14 protein-coding genes are annotated in these 26,034 nt (G+C 54.8%); 4 read left to right on the forward strand and 10 right to left on the reverse strand.

Annotated features, from left to right (window positions below; translation table 11 throughout):
* Positions 1 to 47: 47 nt before the first annotated feature.
* Both IPJ96_06500 and IPJ96_06505 read right to left on the reverse strand, forming a co-directional pair.
* Entirely contained in the window at positions 48 to 11,138 is an 11,091-nt protein-coding gene (locus IPJ96_06500; GenBank protein MBK7910002.1) for a gliding motility-associated C-terminal domain-containing protein, read from the reverse strand.
* Between the two features lie 45 nt (positions 11,139 to 11,183).
* Positions 11,184 to 12,365, reverse strand: coding sequence for a CUB domain-containing protein (locus tag IPJ96_06505; protein ID MBK7910003.1), 1,182 nt, complete (start codon positions 12,363 to 12,365; stop codon positions 11,184 to 11,186).
* Between the two features lie 410 nt (positions 12,366 to 12,775).
* Here IPJ96_06505 and mdh point away from each other — a divergent pair, with 410 nt between their 5' ends.
* Both mdh and IPJ96_06515 read left to right on the forward strand, forming a co-directional pair.
* Positions 12,776 to 13,720 (forward strand): malate dehydrogenase, encoded by a 945-nt coding sequence (gene mdh, locus IPJ96_06510; GenBank protein ID MBK7910004.1) that lies wholly within the window; start codon positions 12,776 to 12,778, stop codon positions 13,718 to 13,720.
* A 77-nt stretch (positions 13,721 to 13,797) separates the two neighbouring features.
* Positions 13,798 to 14,250: a clan AA aspartic protease gene (locus tag IPJ96_06515; protein ID MBK7910005.1), complete on the forward strand. Its 453-nt coding sequence runs from the start codon at positions 13,798 to 13,800 to the stop codon at positions 14,248 to 14,250.
* Between the two features lie 5 nt (positions 14,251 to 14,255).
* Here IPJ96_06515 and IPJ96_06520 read toward each other — a convergent pair whose 3' ends face one another.
* The 3 genes from IPJ96_06520 to IPJ96_06530 are packed head-to-tail and all read right to left on the reverse strand — an operon-like array spanning position 14,256 to position 16,560.
* Complete coding sequence (locus tag IPJ96_06520) at positions 14,256 to 15,701, reverse strand: hypothetical protein (protein MBK7910006.1); 1,446 nt, start codon at positions 15,699 to 15,701, stop codon at positions 14,256 to 14,258.
* Positions 15,702 to 15,735: 34 nt separating this feature from the next.
* Positions 15,736 to 16,134, reverse strand: a complete 399-nt coding sequence (locus tag IPJ96_06525; protein ID MBK7910007.1) for a hypothetical protein — start codon at positions 16,132 to 16,134, stop codon at positions 15,736 to 15,738.
* 9 nt (positions 16,135 to 16,143) lie between these two features.
* On the reverse strand, positions 16,144 to 16,560 hold the full coding sequence (locus IPJ96_06530) for a hypothetical protein (protein ID MBK7910008.1): 417 nt from the start codon (positions 16,558 to 16,560) through the stop codon (positions 16,144 to 16,146).
* Positions 16,561 to 16,710: 150 nt separating this feature from the next.
* Here IPJ96_06530 and IPJ96_06535 point away from each other — a divergent pair, with 150 nt between their 5' ends.
* Complete coding sequence (locus tag IPJ96_06535; GenBank protein ID MBK7910009.1) at positions 16,711 to 17,316, forward strand: pseudouridine synthase; 606 nt, start codon at positions 16,711 to 16,713, stop codon at positions 17,314 to 17,316.
* A gap of 84 nt (positions 17,317 to 17,400) precedes the next feature.
* Complete coding sequence (locus tag IPJ96_06540) at positions 17,401 to 18,690, forward strand: T9SS type A sorting domain-containing protein (protein MBK7910010.1); 1,290 nt, start codon at positions 17,401 to 17,403, stop codon at positions 18,688 to 18,690.
* Positions 18,691 to 18,752: 62 nt separating this feature from the next.
* On the opposite strand, the gene IPJ96_06545 is transcribed toward IPJ96_06540, so the two are convergent.
* Genes IPJ96_06545 through IPJ96_06565 form a run of 5 tightly spaced genes read right to left on the reverse strand, consistent with a single transcriptional unit; the run spans position 18,753 to position 26,030 of the window.
* On the reverse strand, positions 18,753 to 19,511 hold the full coding sequence (locus tag IPJ96_06545; GenBank protein MBK7910011.1) for a menaquinone biosynthesis protein: 759 nt from the start codon (positions 19,509 to 19,511) through the stop codon (positions 18,753 to 18,755).
* Positions 19,508 to 20,209 (reverse strand): ABC transporter ATP-binding protein, encoded by a 702-nt coding sequence (locus IPJ96_06550; protein ID MBK7910012.1) that lies wholly within the window; start codon positions 20,207 to 20,209, stop codon positions 19,508 to 19,510. The genes IPJ96_06545 and IPJ96_06550 overlap by 4 nt, the downstream gene beginning before the upstream one ends.
* Positions 20,209 to 21,468 (reverse strand): ABC transporter permease, encoded by a 1,260-nt coding sequence (locus IPJ96_06555; protein MBK7910013.1) that lies wholly within the window; start codon positions 21,466 to 21,468, stop codon positions 20,209 to 20,211. Before IPJ96_06555 ends, IPJ96_06550 begins: the two co-directional genes overlap by 1 nt.
* Before the next feature lie 14 nt (positions 21,469 to 21,482).
* Positions 21,483 to 22,565, reverse strand: a complete 1,083-nt coding sequence (locus tag IPJ96_06560) for an efflux RND transporter periplasmic adaptor subunit (protein ID MBK7910014.1) — start codon at positions 22,563 to 22,565, stop codon at positions 21,483 to 21,485.
* Positions 22,566 to 22,619: 54 nt separating this feature from the next.
* Complete coding sequence (locus tag IPJ96_06565; protein ID MBK7910015.1) at positions 22,620 to 26,030, reverse strand: efflux RND transporter permease subunit; 3,411 nt, start codon at positions 26,028 to 26,030, stop codon at positions 22,620 to 22,622.
* Positions 26,031 to 26,034: the final 4 nt, after the last annotated feature.

Raw genomic sequence — 26,034 nt, forward strand, 5'->3', positions numbered from 1 at the left:
AAAAATGGCTGCCCACCGGCAGCCATTTTTATTTATGTGTTCCGCTATCAGCGCACCAGGGTTACATGCCCAACGTAGCGGTGTCCTTTACCCCGGAAGTCCTTCACACTGACGATGTATTCATATACATCCTGCTGGCAAGGCTGTTCGTTGTTTTGGTAAGAACCGTTCCAGGGTGTTTCCGGACTGGTGGAATGGTAGATGACCAGCCCCCAGCGGTCCATGATCCACATTTCGAAATCTGTCCATCCTACACCCAGTGGCAGGAAGCCGTCGTTCACACCATCTTTATTCGGCGTGAAGGCGTTCGGAATATAGATCGCGAAATCCTGTTCTACCCGGATGGTGCCGAAAATGGTGTCCAGGCAACCGGCCGGATTCATGACGATCAGTTGGATCTGATAGGTGCCGGTGTCCGCGTAATTGTGCGCCGCCGATGATCCGTGTTCAACCGGTGACCCGTCGCCGAAATCCCAGGCGTACCAGCTTGCTCCGCTACTGGTGTTCTCGAACGATACGTTGGCATTCACGAGTGATACCGTATCAGCGGAGGCGGAGAAGCCGGCTACCGGATAGGGATGCACGGTGACCAGATTACTGACGTTCAGATAATCGATACAACCATCCGGTGTTTCTATCAGCAGACTTACGCTGTAGGTTCCTGGTTCGGTATAGGTATGAATCGGTGACGTTTCGCTGCTCGTGGATCCATCGCCCAGGTTCCAGGCATAGGTTGATCCTGCAGGGGTCGTGGATCCATCCAGGAAGTTTACCACCACCGGGCTGCAACCCGCAATTTCCTGAGGGGTGAAAGCGACTTCGGGAGCCGGTCTGACCAGCACGGTAACCTGATCGGTAGCCGTAGTGCCACAGGCATCGGTTACGGTAACGGTGAAGGTGGTGTCCTGAGCTGGGTAAACTGTACTGCCGGGGGTCAAAATCTGACCGCTATTCCAACTATACGTATAGGTTCCCGCACCACCGCTAGCCTGTGATCCGATGGTGGTTGCGCTGCCATCGCATAAGGTGGCATCTCCGGTTGCTACCACCGTCAGCGGGTCGGGGACACTGATGGTGACCGACAAGGGTCCAGAGGAGCATCCGTTCGCATCGGTGACCGTAACGCCGTATTGCGTGGTACCGACGGGCGAAACGGTTTGTGAAGAGTCCGTGCTGCCATCGGTCCAGAGATAAGCGTACGGTTGGGTACCTCCGGAAACGGAAGTCGCCAACACCAAAACAAAGCCAGGACACAGCGCCTGATCAGCCGGTAGAGCAGCCAGCAGAGGAGCTGGTTCTTCGATTTCAAATTGGTTGAGGTTCACACAACCATTGGCATCCGATACGGTAACGGTGTAATTGCCCCCGCTCAGTCCGCTGGCTGTCGCGCCTGAACCAACGGCAGGCAACCAGGAATACGAATAGGGAGCGGCTCCGCCACTAACGCTTACCGCGGCCGAGCCGTTTGCCATACCGTTACAACCGACGTTTGTTGAAGTCGGCGTAAGCACCATCGAGGTATTGGAGTTGACAGCAACGCTTTCACTCTCATTGCATCCGCCGGCATCGGTAATCACAACGGTATAGAGGCCGGCGGCAAGTCCTCCGGCAGTAGGAGTGGACGCTCCGCCCGGCGACCATTGATATTGCCACGGTGGCGTTCCACCCGATGGTGCGACGGTTGCGCTGCCATCCGTTCCGCCATTACAAGAGGCCGGTGTTGAACTGGTCAGTATGCTGATCGGATCAGGTTCTTCGATCAACACTTGAACGGTGGATACACATCCTGTTGCGTCGGTGATTTGGACCTGGTAGCTTCCGGCGGCAAGACCGCTTGCTGAAGCCAGGGTCCCGCCTGTGGGAGACCAGGAATAGGTATACGGTGCTGTCCCGCCCGTTGCGCTGATCGTTGCACTACCGTTGGCACCGCCATTACAACTTACGTCGGTGTATGATTGCAAGGTGGCCGTGGCGCCGCCAATGCTGCTGACCGTCACGTTCGCAGACTGGGTGCAGCCGTTTCCATCGGTTACAACCACGGAGTAGTTGCCGGACGCGAGGTTGGTAAGGTTGGCGTTGTTGCCGGAGCCCGGTGTCCACGCATAAGTGAACGAGCCCGTGCCGCCTGCAGCCAATACACTGGCTGTCCCGTTTGATCCTCCGCAAGTGGTAGGAGTTGAATTGGTCTGAAGTTGGATGGCATCCGGTTCCTGAATTGAAACGTTCACGAAATTGAGACAACCATTCGCATCCGTTACGCTGACTACATAATTGCCACCGCCCAACCCGCTGGCACTCGTCGAGTTGCCGCCATAGGGTGACCACTGGTAGGTGAATGGTCCTGTTCCGCCATTCACATTGATGCTGGCACTTCCATCGGATGCTCCGTTGCAACTCACATTCGAGGTGGCGGCGAGCGAAACGGTCGGACCTCCCTGGTTGGCCACAACGGCGGAGGCGGAGTTGGTGCAACCATTGGCATCCGTCACAATTACCGTATAGGAACCTGCAGGTAAATTGTTGGCAGTCGCATTTACGGAACCACCCGACGACCAGCTATAGGTGTAAGGGGCAGATCCTCCGTTGACATTCACTGTTGCAGAGCCATTCGAAGCGCTGCAGGCCGAAGGCGTGGAAGAGGTGGTCAGTTGAATGGCGACGGGTTGTGTAACAGTGGCCGTTGCGGAGGTCGTGCAACCGTTTGCATCGGTTACCGTCACCGTATAGTTGCCGGCCGATAGTCCGGTGGCGGTACTGCCCGAAGAACCCGAAGGGAACCAGGCGTAGGAATATCCTGCGGTCCCACCGCTTACGCTTACGCTGGCTGTTCCATCGCTTCCGCCATTGCAATCGGTAGCGGTGGCGGTCGCATTAGCCGCCAGGGCCACGGGTTGAGCAACCGTAGCACTCGCGCCAGCGGTACAGCCGTTGGCATCGGTAATGGTCACTGTATAATTTCCGGCGCTGAGATTGATGGCGGAAGCGGAGGAAGCACCACCTGGAGCCCAGGCATAACTATAGGGTCCGGTTCCACCGGCAACTACGACATCCGCTGATCCGGATGGCGATCCGAAGCATAAGGTGGGTTGCGTTGTAGTCTGCAGCGCTAGGGCGGTCGGTTCGGTGATCGTTACCTGGTCATTGGAAATGCAACCATTCGCATCCGTTACGGTAACACTGAAATTGCCGGCAGAAAGTCCCGTTGCAGTTGCGCCCGAACCCCCGGCAGGGGACCATGCAAAGCTGAATGGCGCTGTGCCGGTGCTGACATTCACGGTCGCGCTACCGTCGTTTCCGCCGAAGCAGGAGACTTGTTGCACAACAGCAGTTGCAATGGTCGGGCCGCCGATATTGGAAACGCTGGCATTCGCAGTCTGGGTACACCCGTTGGCGTCGGTGACGATGACGGTGTAGCTGCCTGCTACAAGTCCGCTTGCATTTGCTCCGGTTGCACCGCCAGGGCTCCAGGCGTAAGAATAAGAGCCAGCGCCGCCGCTTACGCTGGCAGTTGCCGATCCGTTAGCCGATCCGCAGGATGCCGGAGTTGAAGAAGTGCTGACATTGATCGCGGCCGGTTGGCCAACGACGGCGGTTGACGTGATGGAACAACCGTTATCATCGGTTACGGTTACGGTATAGGTTCCTGCAGCGACGCCAATCGTCGTACTATTGTTGCCGCCTGTCGGGAACCAGCTATACGTGTAGCCCGGTGTCCCGCCATTCGCGGAAACCGTGGCGCTACCATCGGCGCTGCCGTTACATTGTGTGGCTTGTGTCGAGGTCGAAGCGGTGACGGCGGTCGGCTGAGTGACAGAAGCAGTGGCAGTTGACGTACAGCCGTTTTGGTCGGATACTGTAACCGTATAAGTTCCTGCATTCAGATTGGAAGCGGAGGCGCCCGCAATACTGCCCGGCATCCAGAGATAGGTATAGGGTCCGGTTCCGCCGGCAGCTTGCGCGCTGACCGCGCCGGTTGCTGTGCTGCGACACAATGCTGCTGTCGCACTGGCCTGAGCCTGTACCGGTGAGGGTTCCGTAATGGTCACGTTGTCGGTCGAGATACAACCATTGGCATCCATTACGGTAACCGAATAACTTCCGGCAGGCAAGCCGGTGGCTGTCGCCAGGGTTCCGCCGGCTGGTGCCCAGGTATATGCAAATGGAGCGTTACCGGAGGAAACGGAAACAGTTGCCGATCCATCGGACCCACCATTGCAGGAAACCTGTTGCACGGTGCTGGCGCTGACCGTCGGGCCGCCGATGTTACCCACATTGGCGACGTCGCTCTGCGTACAACCATTGGCATCGGTCACTACGACGGAGTAGGCCCCGGCTGAAAGTCCGGTCGCATTTTGGGTGGTAGCACCGGATGGATTCCAGAGGTAATTGTAGGGTGCGGAACCACCGGATGCATTCACCGAGGCGCTTCCATTCGAAGAGCCGCACTGTGCCGGGGTGGAGTTGGTCGACAGGTTCATCGCAGCAGGCTGACCGACCGTAGCTGAGGCTGTGGTCGTGCATCCGTTCGCATCTGTCACGGTTACCGTATAATTGCCGGGGCTCAGTCCAGCGGCCGTGCCGCCGGATGCTCCGGATGGGAACCAGGAATAAGTATATCCTGCCGTGCCGCCATTGACATTAGCTGTTGCGGTGCCGTCATTCCCGCCGTTACACAAAGTAGGAGTGGAGGAAGCCGAGGCGGTTAGCGCACCCGGAGAGGTAACTGTTCCGCTTGCACTCGAAGTACAACCATTGGCATCCGTTGCAGTAACGGTGTATGTTCCCGCTGCCAGACCACTTGCGGTTGCGCCAACTGCTCCACCCGGTGACCAGGAGAAGGTGTAAGCGCCGGTTCCGCCCGCAGCCTGGGCAGTCATACTGCCGTCTGAGGAGCCGGCACAAAGCGTAGGTGTTGAACTAACCTGAGCTGCTACCGCAGAAGGTTCGGTAATGACAATGTTATCCGATGAAATGCAACCGTTGGCGTCCGTGACGGTGACACTATAATTACCCGCTGGTAAGCTGTTGGCGGTAGCACCGTTTCCGCCGGAAGGCGACCAGGCGTAAGAATAAGGAGCCGTGCCACTCGAAACGGTAACCGTAGCACGACCATCATTTCCACCTGCACAACTGACTTGTTGATTGACGCTGGCGCTGACAGTCGGGCCGCCGGTATTGCCAACGTTCGCGATATCACTTTGTGTACAACCATTTGCATCCGTGACTAACACGGAATATGCTCCGGCACCGACATTGTTGATCGTGCTGCCGGCGCCGCCACCGGGCGACCAGGAATATGAGTAGGGGCCGGTTCCGCCGGCTACTGAAACAGATGCCGAACCGTTCGTTCCACCACAAACCGATGGAGTGGAAGATAAGGAGAGTTGCATCGCTAACGGTTCGGTGACCGTTGCGGCTGCAGTCGTGGTACAGCCGTTGGCATCCGTGATCGTGACACTGTAGGCTCCTGCCGAAAGGCCCGATGCATTCGCCGTGGTGGCACCTCCCGGGAACCACGAATAGGAATAACCTGTTGTACCACCGTTCACATTCACGGTAACCGTGCCATTCGACCCTCCATTGCAGGTAACCGCCACAGGTGTGGCAGAAGCGCTAAGCGCGGCCGGTTGTGCAACGGTCGCTGAGCCGGTAGTTGTACAACCATTGGCATCGGTAATCGTAACGGAATAGTTCCCGGCTCCAACATTGTTAACACCCGCCGTAACAGCTCCACCAGGACTCCAGGTATAACCATAAGGTCCGGTTCCTCCATTGGCAATCGCACTGATACTGCCATCCGTGGATCCGTTACAGCGTGCATCGATGGCGCTGGCTTGTACGGTCAGTTGCGTGGGTTGATTGATCGTGAGCGGAACCTGCGCGGTGCATCCGTTTTGATCGGTGACCGTTACCGTGTAACTACCGGCTGAAAGTCCGTTCGCCGAACTTCCCGTGCCACCAGACGGTGACCAGGCATAACTATAGTTGGCGGTTCCGCCGGTGGGCGTCACCGATCCGGTTCCGTCAGCTCCATTGAAACAACTCACATCCGAGGTCCCTGCGACATTTAAAACCAGGACGGACGGTTCGCTGATGATGGCTGTGGCGGAAGCAGTACAACCGTTTGCATCCGTTACCACGACCTGATAAACACCTGCTCCAAGCCCGGTCGCGTTCGCCCCCGTTCCGCCTGATGGAGTCCAGGAATAGGTATATCCGGGAGTGCCGCCATTGGTAGCGACACTGGCAGTTCCGTTGTTTGCGCCACTGCATAAGGCATCGGTGCTGCTTGCCAGCGGTGACAAGAGCGTCGGTTCGCTGATCAAGAACGTGCTGCTGACGGTGCAGCCATTGGCATCCGTTGCGGTGACTGTATAATTACCAGCGGTGAGACTTGTAGCATTCGCACCGGTACCGCCGGAAGGACTCCAGGCATAAGTATACCCCGGACTTCCGCCGGCGATGGTCACACTGGCGGCGCCATCGTTTCCACCGTTGCAGGCAACGTCGGTTACGGGGTTAGGTGAGAAGGTCAGGAGAGGCGGTTCTGTGATGGTCACGGCCGCCGTACTGGTACAACCATTGGCATCCGTAACTGTGACGGTATAATTACCGGCCTGGAGTCCGGACGCAAGCGTACCGGTTCCGCCGACAGGCGACCAGGAATAGCTATAACCCGGTGTTCCGCCATTTGCATTGACCGTTGCATCTCCATTGTTGCCACCGTTGCACAAGATGTTGGTGCTGGCGGGAATGTTGCTGGTTAGAAGAGTCGGCTCGGTGATCGGTACAGTCACCGTGACAGTACAACCATTGGCATCGGTTACGGTTACGGTATAGTTGCCTGCCGAAAGGCCTGTCGCGTTGGCGGCAGTTCCGCCCGAGGGAGCCCAGTTGTAGGAATAGTTGACGGTTCCACCAGCCGCAGTTATAGCGGCAGTGGCATCATTGCCGCCGTTGCAACTCACCATACTGCTGGTCGTAAGGGCCGCGTTCAGTTGGGTTGGTTCTGCGACCGTGACACTATTGGTGACCGTACAGCCATTTGCGTCGGTAACTGTAACCGTATACGTTCCGGCGCCAAGTCCTGAAGCTGCAGCGCCGCTACCACCGGACGGTGCCCAGTTGTAGGTATAGGCACCGGTTCCTCCGTTGGCAGTGGTGGTAGCTGAACCATCGGAGATACCTAAACAGGAGACATCGCTGGAAGCAGTCGAAGTGGTCAGTACTGGAGGTTCGGCTACCGTAATTGCGGCCGAACTTGTACAGCCGTTTGCATCTGTAACCGTGACAGTATAATTGCCGCCGGTAAGGGAAGCGATACTGTCGGTCGCGGCTCCTCCCGGTGCCCAGGAGTATGAATATCCGGGTGTACCGCCGCTGGCATCAACCGCGGCATAACCCGTCGGTAGACCGCCACAGACAACATCACCTCCGGTGATTGAACTTGTGAGTAGTGGCGGTTCGGTTATGGTAAGATTCTCCGTAGCGGTACAGCCGAGAGCGTCCGTTACGGTCACTGTGTAAAATCCTGCCTGCAAGTTGGACGCGGAACTTCCGGAGCCGCCGGAAGGGCTCCAGGAATAATTGATCGGCGCAGTTCCCTGGCTCACACTTACCGTGGCGGCACCGTTGCTGCCTCCGTTGCAATTGACATTGCTCGTAACGGAGGAACTGGTAACCGGAGGAAGTGAATTCGTCAGCGACACATTGGCCCGTTGGATGCAACCATTGGCATCCGTCACTTCGATGGTGTAGTTTCCGGCATCCAGGCCGGTTGCGGTGATGGCGGTTCCGCCGACAGGTGTCCAATTGTAGCTGTAGGTCGGTGTACCACCATTGACGGAAACAGTCGCGGAGCCATTCAGCATTCCGCAGGTCGCATCCGTGCCATTTACATTTAACTGAATGGCCGGCGGTTCGTTGATGGTGATATTCGATGAACTGGTGCAGCCGTTACCATCTGTAACCAGCACGCTGTAATTGCCACCCGATAATCCTGTGGCGGTGGTACCGGCTCCTCCTGAAGGAGACCAAGTGTAAGCGTACGGAGCAGTGCCGCCGTTGGCCGTTACGGTAGCTGAACCATCGGCACCCGCATTGCAAAGCAGATCCGTTGAGGCAGTTATCGCGGAGGTGAGGACAGGGGGTTCATTGATGGTGACGGCGGCCGTTATCGTACAACCGTTTGCATCGGTTACCGTAACGGTGTAGTTGCCGGCATCCAGCCCGCTTGCAGTAGTTCCGTTTCCGCCGGTTGGGGACCAGGTATAGGACAATGCGCCGGATCCTCCATTCGCAGAGACGGTGGCCGATCCGCTTCCATCCCCGTTGCAAAGCAGAGAGGTGCTATTGGTGATGAGTGCATTGATTTGTGGAGGTTCGGTGATCGCAGCGGTGGCGGAAACCGTACATCCGCTCGCGTCGGTCACGGTTACCGTATAACTGCCTTGTCCAAGGCCGCTGGCCGTAGCCCCACTGCCCCCAGACGGGGACCAACTATAGGCAAGCGGCGCAGTGCCGCCCGCGATAGTCGCGGCTACACTACCATCACTTGCTCCGAAGCAACTCACGTCGGCAGGTGTAAGATTGGCGATCAGAGCGGCAGGTTCTGCGATGTTGGCGGATGCGGTAGCCGTACAACCTGCCGCATCGGTAATTGTAACGGTATACGATCCTGCGCCCAGTCCGCTTGCGGAAGCCCCGCTACCGCCGGATGGCGACCATGTATAAGTGTAAGGGCCAGTGCCGCCACCCGGGGTAGCGTTTGCACTGCCGTTAGCGGCGCCGTTGCAGGTGATATTGGTTGGAGTGACAGCGGCGGTGACCGGCGTCGGTTCGTTAATGGAAACCGTGGTGGAAGAAGTGCAACCGGCTGCGTCGGTGACGGTAACAGTATACGTTCCTCCGGCCAGATTGCTGGCCGTAGTCCCACTGCCTCCTGCCGGAGTCCAGGCATAGCTGTAGCCGGGGGATCCTCCGTTAGCCAGGACAGTGGCGGTACCGGTGGCGTCTCCGGCACACACTACATCCGCAAACGCGGAGATAGCGGAGGTGAGTAAGGGTGGTTCATTGATAGCGATGTTAGCGGTTGCACTGCATCCGTTCACATCGGTGACCGTGACCGTATAGTTCCCGGCCTGCAATCCGTTGGCGGTAGCACCGGCTCCTCCGGAAGGAGACCAGGCATAGGTGAATGGGGCGCTTCCACCGGATATGGTCGCCGTAGCTGTTCCATCACTTCCACCGTTACACGAAACATCGGTCGAGGCATTGATGGCGACTGTGGCGGAGTTGGTGTTGGAGACGCCAACCGCAGCCGTAACAGTACAACCATTGGCATCGGTGATGGTTACATTATAGGCGCCGGCCGGAATGTTGGTAGCCGTTGATCCGCTACCACCGGATGGTGTCCAGGAATAACTATACGGGCCCGTTCCTCCGGCAGGTGTGATGGTAGCCGATCCGTCCGCGGCACCACAAGTGGCCGGGGTCGTGTTGCTGGTATAGGTGATCGCAGAAGGTTCCGTGACTGCTCCTGTCGCGCTACGCGTACAGCCATTAGCGTCTGTAATGGTAACAGTATAAGTGCCGGCTCCAAGTCCGGTTGCCGTAGCAGCGGTTCCACCGGCCGGTAACCAGTTGTAGGAATAGGGCCCCGTTCCACCTCCGGCATTTGCACTCACGCTTCCATCAGTTGCTCCATTACAGTCGGCAGGAGTCGGGGTGACCGATGCGGTAAGCGCCGGCGGTTGTGTAATGTTTGCGGTAGCTGTGCGGGTACAACCACTGGCATCCGTGACCGTAACGGTATACGTGCCTGCGCCGAGTCCGCTGGCAGTCGAACTGTTACCACCGGAAGGGGTCCATGCATACGTATAACCAGGGTTGCCGCCACCGGCATTCACGCCGGCCGAACCATCAGCAGCACCATTGCAAGTGACGTTGGTTACATTTTGAATGGTAGCTGTGATGACGGGCGGTTGTGTGATCGTGATGTTCGCCGTAGCGGTACAACCACGCGTGTCGGTGATCGTGACCGTATAATTACCGGCAGCCAGTCCTGTTCCTGTTGCTCCGCTTCCGCCCGAAGGTGCCCAGGCATAGGTGTAACCGGGAGTTCCTCCGTTGCCTGCTGCCGTGGCGGTACCGTTGCTACCGCCGTTACAGGTTACATTGGTGCTGCTGTTGATTTGGGCAGTAATCTGCGTTGGTTGTGTGATCGTCGTTGAGGCGGTCGTTGTGCAGCCCCGACTATCCGTTACTGTGACTACGTATGAACCCGGAGCGAGACCCGAAGCGGTAGCCCCTGAACCGCCGGTTGGAGACCAACTGTAGGTATACGGTCCGGTTCCGCCACCGGGTGTGACGGTCGCGGATCCATTCGTTCCGTTATAGCAACTGACGGCTGTCGGAGCGATGGAAGCGGTTACCGGAGGAGCTTGTGTAACGGTGAATGTTTGTGTGCCTGTGCAGCCATTGGCATCTGTTACTGTTACGGTGTATGTACCGGCGGCCAGGCCGGTAGGGTTTGCAGTAGTGCCGACATTCGGGTTCCAGGCATACGTGTACGGCCCCGTACCGCCGGAAGGTGTTACGGCAATCGCGCCATTGTTTGCTCCGCTGCAGGATAGGTTGGTGATGTTGCCCGCTGCTGTGACAGGAGTCGCGTTATTGATCGTAAAGGTTGCCGTTGAGGTGCACCCGGCATCATCTGTTACGGTAACGGAATAAGTACCGGGAGACAGATTGCTCAGCGTATTTGATCCGTTGATATTATTTGCCGTCTGAATAACGGTGCCGCCGCCATTTCGCCAGATATAATTCCATGGTGCGACACCCTGGCCGGTAGCGACGGCTGAACCCGTCGAGCCGGGACAAGGAGGTTGAAAATCATTGACAACGGGAGGCGTACAACACGCAAGCTGTGCAAAGAACTGCGTGATCGGATCGCCGCTGCAAGCAAAGGAAGTCCAGGAGCCGGTTTCACCATCACCGTAAGTGTCGATGGCAATGTTGAGTGGAAGTCCGGGTATACATTGTCCTGGTGGTAAGGTCCGAATGGAAAAGCAAAAGGTCCAGTCGCAGGTATTCAGTGCATTGTTATCGCCAAAGTTGTTCCCCGGATTACCATCCATGACACCGCCAGGACTTCCGAGTGCAGATTCGTAGAAGAACCCCGGTCATACGACAAGTCCTGTAGCGGAACTGGTCACAAGGCCGTTGTTCCAGGTCCAGGCACCGGCACCGGAACAGTTGGCCGGCATGGTAGTCGTCAGGGTACTGAGGTCCCAGCCGGCTGAAAAGCTAGGAATAACGGCGTGCAGCCAGTTGACGGAAGTCTGATTATAGTCGGATATCGTGTAGCAGAAATTGACGAGTTGTCCAGCCTGATAAGTTCCATTTACCGGTGGTGGGTTGACGGTCAGGTTGCTGACCATGACGCAACCCGCGCAGTCGAAATTATTCTGTAGTTGAAGATTGAAATTGCACTGATCGTTGAGGTTTCCACCGGATACTTGCAACCAGTAGGTACCGGGCGCAAGTCCGCCGAAAGATGTATTCAACGTTCCGCTCGCGCCAATCGCGCAACCACGCGGTACGAGGTTGTTGCAGTTGCTGCCGGAATACAAACCAACCTCCGGTGTTTGTAGCCCCGTAAGGTTGATGTTCAGCGTCGGTCCTGTGATGCTGAATTGATACCAGACATCGGAGGCAGGACTGGCCATATTGCCGGTAGGCTGACAGCCAAGCATGGAGGTGTAAGGCATTTCCGCCGTAGCGCACAGGTTGGTGGTATTCAGGGAAAGTGGCGTGCCGACTCCGCTGGGACACGAAGCCGGAACCGGCAGTAGGCCAAGGTTCTGCGCTCCACTGCATGCGTCGTTGGCAGGGGCAGGTCCGCCACTGCAGGTCGAACCACAAGGTCCGCCGGGGCAGGTCACGCACGAAACGGTTGCGGCCCATCCTGCATAATTGATCGAACCATCCGAGGTAAACTGAAGTGTTAAACAACCGCTGGTTGCAGTTACGGTTCCAGGGCTGGTTGTTCCGGTATAGGTGCCGAGTAGGGGAGCGCCGGTGGTTGATCCATTGTATATTCTCAGGTAATCAAATCCTGACTCGATGTTGAACGCGGTAAACGTCAGTCGCACACATTGCCCGGGTGTGCTCGAGCAAAAAGTCATCGTGTAGTTCTCGTTGTTATTGTAATTCGCGCCTGCCCCGGCGCCATTGCCACCGCTGTCATAGAAATTTCCACTACAGGTGGAAATCGAAGAATTGCCCATGTTATAGTTCTGGGCGTAGGCTTTACCGGAAAAGAAGAGCAGAAGTACGAGTGTGGAGCGTAAAAGTATCCTCATGCGTCGTGTGTGGTTACGTGCTAAGAGTTAAGGTTTCGAAGAAGATCGGAATCGTCTTCGAGGTAAAATGGCCAGCAAGTTGAGTGCCCGATACTTGGGCGGCTCAGAGAATCGTCTTTTGGGCAAAGACAATCAAACAATGCTGGAATTTTCAATAAAATGTAACTTTTAGTGGCAGAGGGTTGTTAAAACGAAATTTAGTGAAATCCTTCGAAAAAAGCAATTTTTTAGTCCCCACTTATCAACAGTTCACAAAATTCCCCGCAAGTCTAAACACAGCCCTTTTCGCTCAAATTCCACAACCACCCATCGATAGCGGATGATTTTTGCCATTTCGGTATCCTCCCGGAGTTCGTACTTTTGGGCTCCGTTAATCTCAGAAACAACCAATTCGGAAAACCCCATAATCCATGAAAGTAACTGTCGTAGGCGCCGGTAACGTGGGTGCCACTTGTGCTGATGTGATTGCGCAGAAAGATTTCGTGCATGAAGTCGTTCTGCTTGATATCAAAGAAGGCGTGTCAGAAGGGAAGTCGCTTGATATGTGGCAAACAAGTCCCATCAACCTGTACGATACGCGTCTGATCGGCTCCACCAACGATTATTCAAAGACGGCCGACTCGGATGTTGTCGTCATCACCTCCGGTCTGCCCCGCAAGCCCGGTATGAGCCGCGACGATCTGATCGCGACCAATGCCGGCATCGTTCGTTCCGTAACGGAGAACATCATCAAGTATAGCCCCAACACCATCATCATCGTAGTGTCGAATCCGCTCGATGTGATGACGTATTGCGCTTACCTGACGGCCAAGATCGACTCTCGTCGCGTTTTCGGGATGGCAGGTATTTTGGATACAGCCCGCTACCGTGCGTTCCTGGCCGAAGCGTTGAACACTTCGCCCAAAGACATCCAGGCGGTATTGATGGGCGGCCATGGCGATACGATGGTTCCGCTGCCGCGCTATACAACCGTTGCAGGGATTCCCGTGACGGAACTTATTGCAAAGGATAAACTCGACGCCATCGTCGAACGCACCAAGAAGGGCGGAGGCGAATTGGTCAACCTCATGGGTACTTCCGCCTGGTATGCCCCGGGTGCAGCCGCTGCCCAAATGGTGGAGGCGGTCATCAAGGATCAGAAGCGGATCTTCCCTTGCTGCGCATGGCTGAATGGCGAGTACGGCCTGAAGGGCGTATACCTGGGAGTTCCGGTTAAACTGGGACGGAACGGTATTGAGGAGATCATCGAACTCAAACTCACCGAAGAAGAAAAATCGCTCGTGAGCGCATCGGCCAAGGCCGTGAAAGAGGTCATGGACGTGCTCGATAACATGCAGCAACCTGCCGTAAAGTGATCCTTCGACATCAACGAAAGAGCATCCGTGAACGGGTGCTCTTTTTTATTTTCCAAGACTGCTGAACCAAAGAAAAGATGATGAACTTATTTGATCGTGTTCGTGTCCCTTTTCATTTGCAATCCATCGAGGAAGAAGGGTATCATATCCTCGTCGACGCCGTCATCAACAAGCAACCGGCAAGGTTGCTGATCGATACCGGCGCTTCCCGTTCGGTATTCGATACGAACCGCTTCAGCCGATTTGTCGAAGCACACGAGTTTCGGCCGGATGAGAAACTATCCGCCGGCCTGGGCACCAGTTCCATGCAAACCATGAAGGTGACGCTGACAGAGCTGCGGATCGGTGAATGTTCGATACCCGGCTTTGAGACGATCCTGCTCGACATGAGTCATGTCAACAGTTCCTATGAACGGCTGGGCTTACCCCAACTGGATGGGGTCATCGGGAGTGAACTGCTCGTACTGTTGGAAGCGCAGATCGACTACCGGAAGCGGCAATTGATCATAAAGAGAAGGATTGGGAAGTAAGCGCCTCAGGGGCGTTTACGGTAAGCGACAAAATACGGCGCCCGCAACACTTCGTTTTTGTAAGAGCTGGTGGACCCGTCGGGAAACGATCTGCGATATAGTTCAAGCGTCTGTTCGTCAATGATCGTAATGTAGCCGTTCCTCCCGCCACAATCCGACACGTGATGCGGGGCTGGACCCGTATTGTCCACATTTAGATTGGCGACATACACCAGCTTGCGAACCGGATCGAAATCAATTCCATGTGGTTGATATCCGGTATAGATGGAATCGACCAGGTCGAGGGTGTTGTAATTGATCACATACACCAACCCCTTTCGGTTGGCATCCACGACTTCTTCCGTACAGGTGACAAAAAGGTAAGGTTGGTTGGTGGATTCGGCGAATTCCTGCGGCTTGGTGCCGACCGGAATGATCTTCAACAGACTGTCACCCGAAAGACGAAAGACGCGTATCTCGTCACTGGCCTGGCAACTGACAAAATACTTGGTTCCATCCGGCGAAAGGATGGCCTCGTGCGGGTCATAGCGCGAAGTCGTCAGTTTGGGCTCGCCGGGTTGCAGGATGACCGGGTCGAAGGAGAAGCCCGGATCCGTGATGTCAACTTTGTTGATGAAGTTTGATACTTGCGATGTGAGGTAAAGCCAATGCCCGTCGGGTGTGACGAATCCGCCATGGGGCAGTTCCGGTGAAATTTGAGTGATCACCGTATTGTTGACGAGATCGACAACGGCCGTCGTGTTGATGTTCGTTCCATTCACGAAGCCCCTTGATCCGTCGGGTGTAAAAATGATCGTATTCCAGTCGCCAAACCCGATGTTAAAGGTCGCAACGAGGGAGTCGTCACTTGTTCGAAATTTCTGCAAGACACTTCCCGCGTAGAACACCACATACCAGTACTCTCCGTCTGGAGAAACACGCACCTGGTGGGGCGCCTCGATCTGACCGGGATCATTACCGACCGGTATGTAACGCATGATATTCTGCGATGCTGCATCGAAGACCGCTACCTGGTCGCAACCCTGCATGCAGATGTAGACTTTTTCCCGATCCGGATCATCCGAATATTTCACGAAGCCATCCTTGTTCGGAGCACCGTTCGCGATCCAATCGTACAAGGTCTGGTATTCGGCGGTACTCAGCGGTGCAGCTTGATAGGGCATGGTCGGCTCCAGGACAGGCCCACGCGTACTATCGGTGTTGACGAAATAAAGACAATAGCTGTATAAGGTGCTGTAAGGAATGATACTGGAGCCATTGCGGCCGCCACGGAAGGTGACATCCCAGGTTGAAAAATCCAGACCTCCGGCATTCTGATAACTGATATCATTGTGGCAACCGGCTGTTGCGCATTTTCCTGTAATGATTTTGTCTACCGACTCCGGGAAGCCGGTTTCCGCCATTGGTGAGGGAAGTTCATCGTACCGGCAGGCATGCGTGCTGAACACCATTACTAAACCCAATAAGATTAGGAAGCGATGCGAATTATTCACTGACATAGAGGGTCATGGCATTATCGAGTCGAGTAGGGTCCGTGAGCACGACCGGGGCATATCCGATGACCGTATCGCCCCAGTAATAATCCCATCCTTTGGCATATACGAAGTACTTGCCAGGATACAACTTTTCGAATGCTCCCAAGCCTTCATTGTCGGCCTGGATTGCATACTCGTACAGCGCGGGATCATAACCCGGAAATTCCGTCGCGCCTTTCTTGAGATAGATGCGAATACCGGGAACGCCCCAACTATGGTGCACTGCTGAAACCTGAAGCCGGATCGTTCCCTCGACAATCACTTTTCCGTCGGGGTTGACCGCTTCCTTTCTGCAACCGGTTTGAAACAGGAGCAGGAAAAGTATAGCGATAGCGAGAGTGGACCGCACAACCTCGGTTTAATCTTCCGTTACAGGAATATCCAAAACAATTTCGCCGCTTTCCTGATCGGTGGAGAAGGGGATGCCGCCCTTCACCAACTGAACGATCGAGGTGTCCCAACCGGAGGCGTAAAAATAGTAGTCTCCACACTTCAAACCGGATAGATGGACATGGTCTTCGGGAAATTCACCGATGACCCGCATGTCATATCCGCTTGGCGCACCGCCCCAATCCTTTGCGTTGAATTTTATCCAGACGGTATCCGGTTTCAATGAATCATTCGGGATCAGCGTCCCATGGTGGCGAAGCTTGGCGACAATGGTCAGGTTGCCACCGGTACCCGCAATGCACTTGTCTTCCTTTTTACATGAAGAGGAAGAAAGCACAAAAATTACTGCAATTACACTCGCAACGAAGGGGGAGATTGATCGCATTTGAACTTAAGTAGATTTAAACTGAAGCAAAGAAATGCTCCAACAGTTGATACGCAGATCTGCTTAACAATGATTCGCACCCTAAAGTTAACCACAATTTCTTCAACCCTGAATGCAACCCTTGCCTATTCCTGACGTTCTTTCAAACAAATGACACAACGCTGGCGGTATTTCAGCATTTACAAGCCTTACGGGATGTTGTCGCAGTTCACCGATGAGGGAGGCAACCCGGGTTTGGCGCACCTGGATTTCCGTTTTCCGTCGGATTGCTACCCCCTGGGTAGGCTGGATCGCGACAGCGAAGGCTTGTTACTGCTGACCAACGATGCCGCTGTGAATCAAAGCCTGCTCGACCCACGGAACGCACACCCCCGGACCTATTGGTTGCAAGTGGAAGGCAGCATGGGTGTGTCAGACTGCGAAAAGTTCTCCAATGGCGTTATCATCAGTATTGATGGGAAGGAATTTCGAACACGCCCGGCACTGGTCGAGTTGATCGACCCGCCAGCCAATCTTCCTGATCGGACACCGCCGGTGCGTTTTCGTAAATCCATTCCGACATCCTGGATCTCGCTGACGTTAACGGAGGGAAAGAACAGACAGGTTCGAAAGATGACGGCAGCAGTCGGATTCCCGACCCTTCGCCTGATTCGGGTAGCCGTGGGTAAGTTGGCATTGCCGGAATGGAAACCCGGTTCGGTCACCGAATGGTCATCTTCTGATTTCTTTGAAAAAACGGGTATAAAGAAGGCCTGATTCTTAGAGCTTACGGCTAGCTTCACCCACCTTACAAGCCGATTCCGTATATTTGTTAAATACTTGCCAACCATCAACTATTACATGAAAAATCTTGTACTCGCAGGCCTGCTGCTGGCAGGCACTCTTTATGTCGGTTCGTCAAACGGACAAACCGGAAATGCGCACCCCATCCGCTGCAACACAACGGACTATATGAATGCCAAGATGGCCGCTGATCCGGCTTATGCGCGCCAATTCGAAATGGACGAGCAGACATTGCAACGCGCGATTGCCAACCTGGCTAACAATCGATCGTCTTCTTCCAACTCGATTGTGACGATTCCTTGCGTCGTGCACGTTGTTTATCGCACCGTCGGACAGAATATTTCCGATGCGCAGGTTGAATCCCAGATTGATGTGTTGAACGAAGACTTCGCCCGTCTCAACGCCGATACGAATGTCACTCCGGCTCCTTTCCGGGCGGCTGCATCGGGTTCCCAGTTTCGCTTTTGTCTCGCTCAAACCGATCCTAACGGTAATCCAACTACCGGCATCGAGCGCCGTCAGACAACGGTCAATACCTTCTCCACGAATGACCTGGTAAAGGCATACTCGACCGGCGGAATGGATGCTTGGGACACGGATGTGTATTTCAACATCTGGGTTTGTAGCCTCGGTGGTGGTATCCTCGGTTATGCGGAATTTCCGGCTGCTTCACATACCGATACCTATGGCGTCGTGATTACGTATTCTGCTTTCGGACGGGTTGGCTTGGTTGCCGCTCCGTACGATCAGGGACGTACCTGTACCCATGAAGTTGGTCACGCTTTTCGTCTGAACCACATCTGGGGCGACGACGGTGGTAGCTGCGGCGGTACCGATTACGTTGCCGATACTCCCAACCAGGCTGGGGAAACCTATGGTTGCCGCACCTTCCCGCACACGGACGCCTGCACCCCGAGCGGAAACGGGGTTATGTTCATGAACTATATGGATTATTCCGATGACGATTGTCTCAATATGTTCACCACAGGTCAGGTAACCCGCATGACGACCGCCATGAACACGTTCTACAGCTCCTTGCTGGTTTCTACGCGTTGTGAATCCGCTAATTCCATACAGGACGGTCCGGAGAACTTCTCGTTCAGCGTTTACCCCAATCCTACGAATGGTGTGATCAACCTCGACATGTTCCTTACGCGCCCGATCGGAGATCAGGCTGTTGTACGGGTCGTGGATGCGCTGGGAAAGATCGTCTATACACAAGTGCTCAACCAACCTTCCGGCCAGGTGCATTCGCTTGACCTTAGCAGCCTTCCAAACGGAATTTACCTGATGAATGTCGGTAATGCCGAGTTTTCAAAAACGGTACGCGTTAGCGTCTCCCGTTGATTTTCTGAATTACCGTAAATAAGAAAGGCCGCTCCTCTGAGCGGCCTTTCTTATTTAAGAAATCAGACGAGCGAAACCGATTGTCGATGTAGAAATTCAGCCAGGCCCTCCTGGGCGGCTGAATCGAAATTGAACCGGATGGAATGAGTCAGATACTTCCGCAGCGCCTCAGGAGATAGTGCCGTTTCGGTTTCGGCAAGCACTACCTGATCCAGATGGGATAAGCCGAAGGATAATGCAGCGTTGAATGCGGAAGTGAACTCTGCATCCAGCCGGGTGCGACTGGCCCATACGGCAAAGACAAAGGGCTTCCCGGTTAATTCAGTCCATGCTTCCGCCAGATCGTAAACGTATGGATGTGATCTTGCAGCTTTGAAAGCGCGGTCTCCAATGATGACGGCGGCCTGGCTGCCGGCTATTTTCTCTTCGAAGCCGGGCGTGGCTGGCTGCCACTCAGGGGTAATGTGCCACAACTGTTCCGCAAGGATCCTCACGAGCGATACGGAGGTGCGCGATTGGTAATCCAGCATGACGGAGGAAATGGATTCCAGCGGAACGTCGGAAACCAGGAGTACCGATTCAACCGGCCCAAAAGCTCCAATGCAATATTCACTGACGATCTGATAATCCGGTAGCTTTGGCAAAATGGCTGCCGGAACCAATCCGATGTCCACGCTTCCCTGAATAAGTTTGTCGGCGCAGACGGCCGGATTGTCCAGTTGAAGTTCGATGGAGCGCGCAAGGTCGGAATGGCGCAAACCATAGAGGAACGGGCGACTATTCAGGTAGGATACCAGCGATATGCGGACCGGTTTGTTCATGCGGTTACCGGCGAAGGTACGATCTCTCCGTCATGCAGGGTAATGGTGCGATCCGTCTGAGCGGCAAGCTGCATGTCGTGTGTCACAATGCAGATGGTCTGGTTCAAGGACCGTTTGAGGTCTTTAAAGATGTCAATGACAAGTTGCGAGTTCTTCGAGTCCAGGTTGCCCGTGGGCTCGTCGCCAAATACGATCGCCGGATCGTTGATCAGCGCCCGTGCGATAGCGGCACGCTGCTGCTGTCCACCCGATAGCTTATTGGCACGTTTGAGCGCCTGGTCCGCCAACCCCAGCATATCCAGCTTTTTCATCGCATCCGCTTCGATTTGTTCCAGGGATTTCCTGTTCAGCTTCAATGCGGGAAGCATGACGTTTTCCAGTACCGTAAATTCGGGAAGCAGGTAATGAAACTGGAATACGAATCCGATCTTCTCGTTCCGGATTTCCGCCTGCTGATTGGGAGTCAGCTTGTCCAGGTGAACGCCGTCGAGCAGGATCTCGCCGCTGTAGTCGGTATCCAGTGTGCTGATGACGTACAGCAAGGTCGACTTTCCACTCCCACTGGCTCCCACGATTGAAATGAATTCGCCAGGGCGGATGCCCAGGTCGATATTTTTCAAGGCCTGAAACTCTACCGGATCGTGGTACGATTTGCAGAGTCGCCGGGTCTCGAGAATATAGGGAGTTACAGCCAACATCATTTGGAACGTATGATATCGATCGGGTCTACTTTCGACGCTTTCCGGGCGGGAAAATAACCGGCGAGTGAAGTGGCGATCAGCGCGAAGATGAACGCGAATACATAGAATCCGGGGGAATCGTTGAACCGGAGGTATTCCATCGAGACGAATCCCTTGACATCCATCCGGATGCTGCCGACGAAACGGGAGAGCAGGAAGCCCATGATCAATCCCATCAAGCCGCCGATGACGCCAATCACCAGTGATTCGATCAGGAACAATCGGCGTATGTCCCGGTCCTTGTAACCGATGGCTTTCAGGATCGCGATGTCCGGCATCTTCTCGTAAATGATCATCATCAAGATATTAAAGATGCCGAAACCCGATACGATCAGAATGGAGGCGATGATCAGGAAAGTGACCATGTTCTGGATCTTGAATACCGAGAAGATGCTGGCATTCGCGGTTTTCCAGTCTTCCGCCTTGTAGCCGAACTTGCGTTCGAATTCCCGGGCAAGCGCTTCCGCTTTATCGATGTTCTTTAATTTGATGTTGATGTCCGTGATATAGGAATTGTCGACTTCCAGCAACCGTTGTGCATTCCGGATGCTGATATATGCCCGGTTCTTGTCGACTTCCGTGAGTCCGGTGTGGTTGATGCCAACGACTTTCATCTCCAGGGAATTCCCATTCGGCGTCAACACGGTCAGGTTGTCGTTCATCTTTACGCCAAGCTTGTCGGCCAGACCGTCTCCGAGGATGATGCCGTTGTTGGTCGATTTCAAGCGACTTACATCGCCCTGGATCATATAATCGCTGACCCGGAAGTTGATATCCTCTTTTTCAATGTCGACTCCGGCAAGCCTGCCGCCGTACTGCACGATGCCCGCACGTAGGATGGCTTGCGCGCCGAGGAAGGGGGAGACCCCGGATACGTCGGGATGTCGCTCCAATGCTTCGATGATCTGAAACCCATTCCGGATCTTGTTGAGTTCGTCCTTGGGCTTCTGGTTTCGGACGACGATCCATCGTTCCGGATCGGTTCCGTGCACCCGCTGGATGATGCTCGGTCGGTCCTTATCTGGTTCATTGAATATGTGAATGTTGGCGGTCGAGTTGACCGTCTCTTCGATGAATACCGCTTGAAAGCCGGTGATCAGCCCCGCCTGAAAAATGAAGATCATGATCCCGAAGGTCACGCCAAGTGTTGCGACCAACGTTTGGCGCTTTTTCGCAAGCAGGTGCGTGGTAGCGATCTTCCAGATGGGATTTCGCATGTGAGTCAGGATCGTTATTTGACCAGGATATCTTGCTCCGAAAGACCCTCGAGGACTTCGATGAATTGCAGGTCTTCAATCCCCTTGCGGATGGTCCTGGGTTGGTCTTCGCCTTTCAGCCGAATCTGGTTTCCGTTGCGTACGAATTCTTTAGGTATGACCAGTGCATTCTTCTTTTCGGAAATGAGGATGTTGGCTTCCGCCGACATGCCCGTATATAATTGGACCCCCGGTGAAAGATTGAAAGTCGCTTTAACACGGCTGCTCTTCGTCAGCACGTTGACCCGCGGAATGATTTCAGAGATGACACCGTGGAATACGGAATCCCGATAGGCGTCAATGGCATATGCAACCGGTTGCCCGGTATGCAATAACGCGATATCGGTTTCATCAACGGCAAGTTCGACTTCGAAGCGCGAAGAGTCGCCGATCTCCACCAGGGGCGTCTGGGCATTGACCAGGTCGCCGACCTCCGGAATGACATCATATACCTTCCCGTCAAGGACCGACAGGATGCGGTACTCCGATCGATTCGCGGTCAGCGCCTCCAGCTGATTCACGGCGTTTCGGTATTCGACTTCCAGTCGCTCCCGGTTGCTCGTATAATTCTCCTTTGCGCGTTGGAACTGGCTTTTTGAGAGCTCGAATTGTGTCTGTGCCTGGTCCAGTTGCTGCCGACTCGTGGCTTGTTGTTGCCACAAGGATGCTGTGCGTGTGGCATTCGTACTGTCGAGCAGATAGCGTGCCTTTGCCGCACGTACCTCCTGGTCCAGTCCTGAAAGCACCGGGCCATGCTGGCTGGCCTGCAACTTTGCAAGCTCCACCAGGTTGCGGGCGCTCTCCAGGTTCATCTCATTGGTTTCGTTACGAACCGAGACCAATGGATCTCCGCGATGCACCGATTGGCCGGCTGTGACAAATACGCGTTCAACATATCCCGGTATTTTGCTGAAGACTGTGTAGTGACCGATCGGGTAGAGCTTCCCCGAAGCATAAACCGCCTGGGTGATTTCCTTCCGAACCGGTTGTGTCTCCTGTCCGCTTCGATTACACCCTGCCAGCAGAATGATCAGTGTCAGATTGAGCAGTTGTTTCATGGGATGTTGAAGAAACGGCCGGACGCGTGTCGCGACCGGCCGTGTAGGTTTTCATCAGATATGTGCTTCGATCAGCTCTTCAACCGGCTTCGGCGCTACACCGTTGTCGATCGGCTGTTTTCTCCATTTGCGTAACTGGTTTTTCATCCGGATGCTGAGCAGGTACATGACCGGTACCATGATCAGGGTCAGGAAGGTGCCAAAACCGAGTCCGAAGATCATCGTCCACGACAGCGGGCCCCAGAAAGCGGTGTTATCGCCTCCGAAGTAGATGTGAGGATTGAATTCGGAGAACATCCGGGAGAAGTCGATGTTCAAACCGACTGCCAATGGGATCAATCCGAGAATCGTGGCGAAAGCGGTCAGGATAACCGGTGTCATACGGGTTTTGCCGGCTTCCACGATGGCATCAAAGGTCGGAACTCCCATCGACCGGAGCAGGTCGGTGAATTCGACCAGCAGGATGCCGTTTCGGACCACAATACCAGCCAGTGCGATGATCCCCACACCGCTCATGACGATCGAGAATTCCATCTTGAAGATGGAAAATCCGAGAAAGACCCCGATGATACTGAAGAGGATCTCGATGAGGATGATCACCGGCTTGCTGATCGAGTTGAACTGCAACACCAGGATCAGGATGATGAGCAACATCGCGGTCATCATCGCCCATCCCAGGAAGGCGGAGGTTTCGGCTTGCTCCTCCTGGGAGCCGGTCATCTGGATACTGACCCCTTCCGGAGCGGAAAAGTCGCGCATGGCCTTTTGGACATCCTGGACGACCGCGTTTTCGTTGTATCCGGTCAGGACATTCGATGCGATGGTCACTACGCGTTTTTGATTCTTCCGCTTGATCACGCCGTAGGTATCCGAGTATTTCACATCCGCGAACGCCGATACCGGAACATTGCGGATCATACCGCCCATGTTCATGTCCCGATACAGGATCTTCAGGTTACGCAACATGTCGATGTTGTAGCGTTGATTGTCCTGGTACTTGATGACGATGTTGTAGTCGTCGTTGTTGTCCCGGTACTTCGAGATGTCGGTTCCGAGTACGCCAAGATAGATCTCGTTTCCGATCGCATAGGTGGAAATGCCTTCACGGTTCGCCCGTTCCCGGTCGATGCTGAAGACCAATTGCGGCTTCTGGTCCTGCAGGTCGCTGCGCAGTTCTTCCACGCCTTCGATCTTCAACGAATCCAGGTAGCGCTTCAGCGATTTGCTGGAGGTTACGAGATCCTCGTAATTGTCGCCGCTGACTTCAATGTTGATCGGTTTTCCGACCGGAGGGCCGCCTTGTTCCTGGGCAACGGTGATTTCTGCACCAGGAAATCCTTTGATGGCCTCCCGGATCTTGTCAAGATAATCTCGGGTCGATTTTCCATCGCGTTTTCCAAACTCGACAAACGCGACGGAGATCTTGCTCTTGTTCGGGTAATCTCCCTGATCTTCATCCTGCGGGTCGGTGACGGCGACGGTCACGTTACTGATGACCGACTTCACCATCGGGTTCGGCCAGTCGATCGCTTTGTACACCTTTTCTTCAAGGACACGCGTGACTGAGTCTGTATATGCCTGGTCGGTACAGACCGGAAGACTGGTGTAGACATACACGAAGTTCGGATCGGCTACCGGGAAGAAACTGACACCGCCGTTGCGTACGGTCAGGAAAACGATGGACAGGATAAAGAGACCCAGCGTGGAGAACATCATCTGCCACGGGCGGTGGAGGCACCAGGTCAGGAACCGGCGGTAACGCATCTGGAAGCGTGGCCAGGTATTTTCCTGGAACCGGCGGATAACGTGTCGTAACCAGTAGTGGTTGACCAGCCAAAGGATGAGTGCAAGCACCGCGAAGTTGCCGGTGCCGAAGTCGATCATGTATCCGATCAGAATGGCGGCGCCTAAAAGCAGCAAGGAAGACCGCATGCTCTTCTTGTCACGTTCGGCATCGTGTTCCTTATGCGGCTTCATGAATTGTACCGCAAACACGGGGTTGATTATATACGCTACCAGCAGCGAGGCCGTCAGGGTTACGATCAGGGTGACGGGTAGGAAGAACATGAATTTTCCGATCACTCCTTTCCAGAAAAGCAACGGGAAGAAGGGGGCCAGGGTGGTCAGCGTACCCGATAACACGGGTAGGAATACCTCGCCGGCCGCGAGCTTCGCTGCTTCCACGATCGGTCGCTTGCCGTTGGCAAAGATCCGGTGGGTGTTTTCAATCACCACAATGGCGTCGTCCACTACGATTCCCAGCGCCAGTAGGAACGAGAAGAGCACGATCATGTTCAGGGTAAACCCTATGGTCGGCATGACCAGGAAGGCCAGCGCCATGGATAGGGGAACCGAAAGCGCTACGAAGAACGCGTTGGTGGTCCCCATGAAGAACATCAGGATGAGGAACACCAGCACGAATCCGATGATGATGGTGTTGATCAGATCGTGCAGCGTCAGGCGGGTCTGTTCGCTTTGGTCACCCGTCAGGGTGACTTTGAGGTCCTTCGGCCACTCGTTCGCGCGCATCTCATCCATCAGAGCGACGATCTTGTCGGACGTCTCGATCAGGTTTTCACCCTTTCGCTTGACGATATTCAACGTGATCACGTTCTGGTGGTCCAGGCGCGCGTAGCTTTGTTGCTCCTTATAACTGTCCACTACATGGGCTACGTCCTTGAGGTAAACGGACTTTCCCTGAATGGAGTTGATGACCAGGTTGTTGAGCTGATCGACATTCTTGAATTCACCTGAAACGCTGATCGATCGGCGGGTACTGCCGATCCTGGCTGAACCGCCGGGGATCGTCAGGTTCTCCGTTTGAACAGCACGCGCGATATCGCCCATCGTAAGCCCATTGGCTTGCATCTTCATCATGTCGACGTTGATCTGGATCTCGCGTTCCAGTGCGCCGATGATATCCACTTTCTTGATCTCTTTCAGGCTTTCGAGCCGGTCCTTCGCGTCGTCGGCAAAACGCTTCAATTTGGCAAGGTCGTAGTCGCCGCTGATGTTCACCTGCATGACCGGGAGGTCCGCGAAGTTGATGTCCATGATCTCCGGATCGTTCTTGAGATCCTTTGGAAGGTCCTTTTTGGCGCGATCTACAGCGTCCTTGACCTTTTGCTTGGCATCGTCGGTGTTAACGTCGGAGTTGAACTCGATGATGACGTTGCAATAGTCCTGCAGCGAGTTGCTCTTTACTTTCTTTACACCGGCTATACTCTTGCATTCTTTCTCGATCGGGCGGACGATCAGGTTTTCCATGTCCTTGGGAGAAGTGCCGGGATAGATCACGCTGACATAGATGTTGGGTAGCGTGATGTCCGGGAAACTTTCCTTTGGAAGGTTCTGATAGGCGACGAGGCCCGAGATGGCCAGGATCAGCGTGATGATGAAGGTCGCGACCCTGTTATTGATGGCCCAACTGGAGGGCTTGAATTCCTTTTGGATTTCTTCTTTCATTGTC

Source organism: Bacteroidota bacterium (assembly GCA_016713765.1).
Taxonomy (GTDB): Bacteria; Bacteroidota; Bacteroidia; order AKYH767-A; family 2013-40CM-41-45; genus Pollutiaquabacter; species Pollutiaquabacter aromativorans.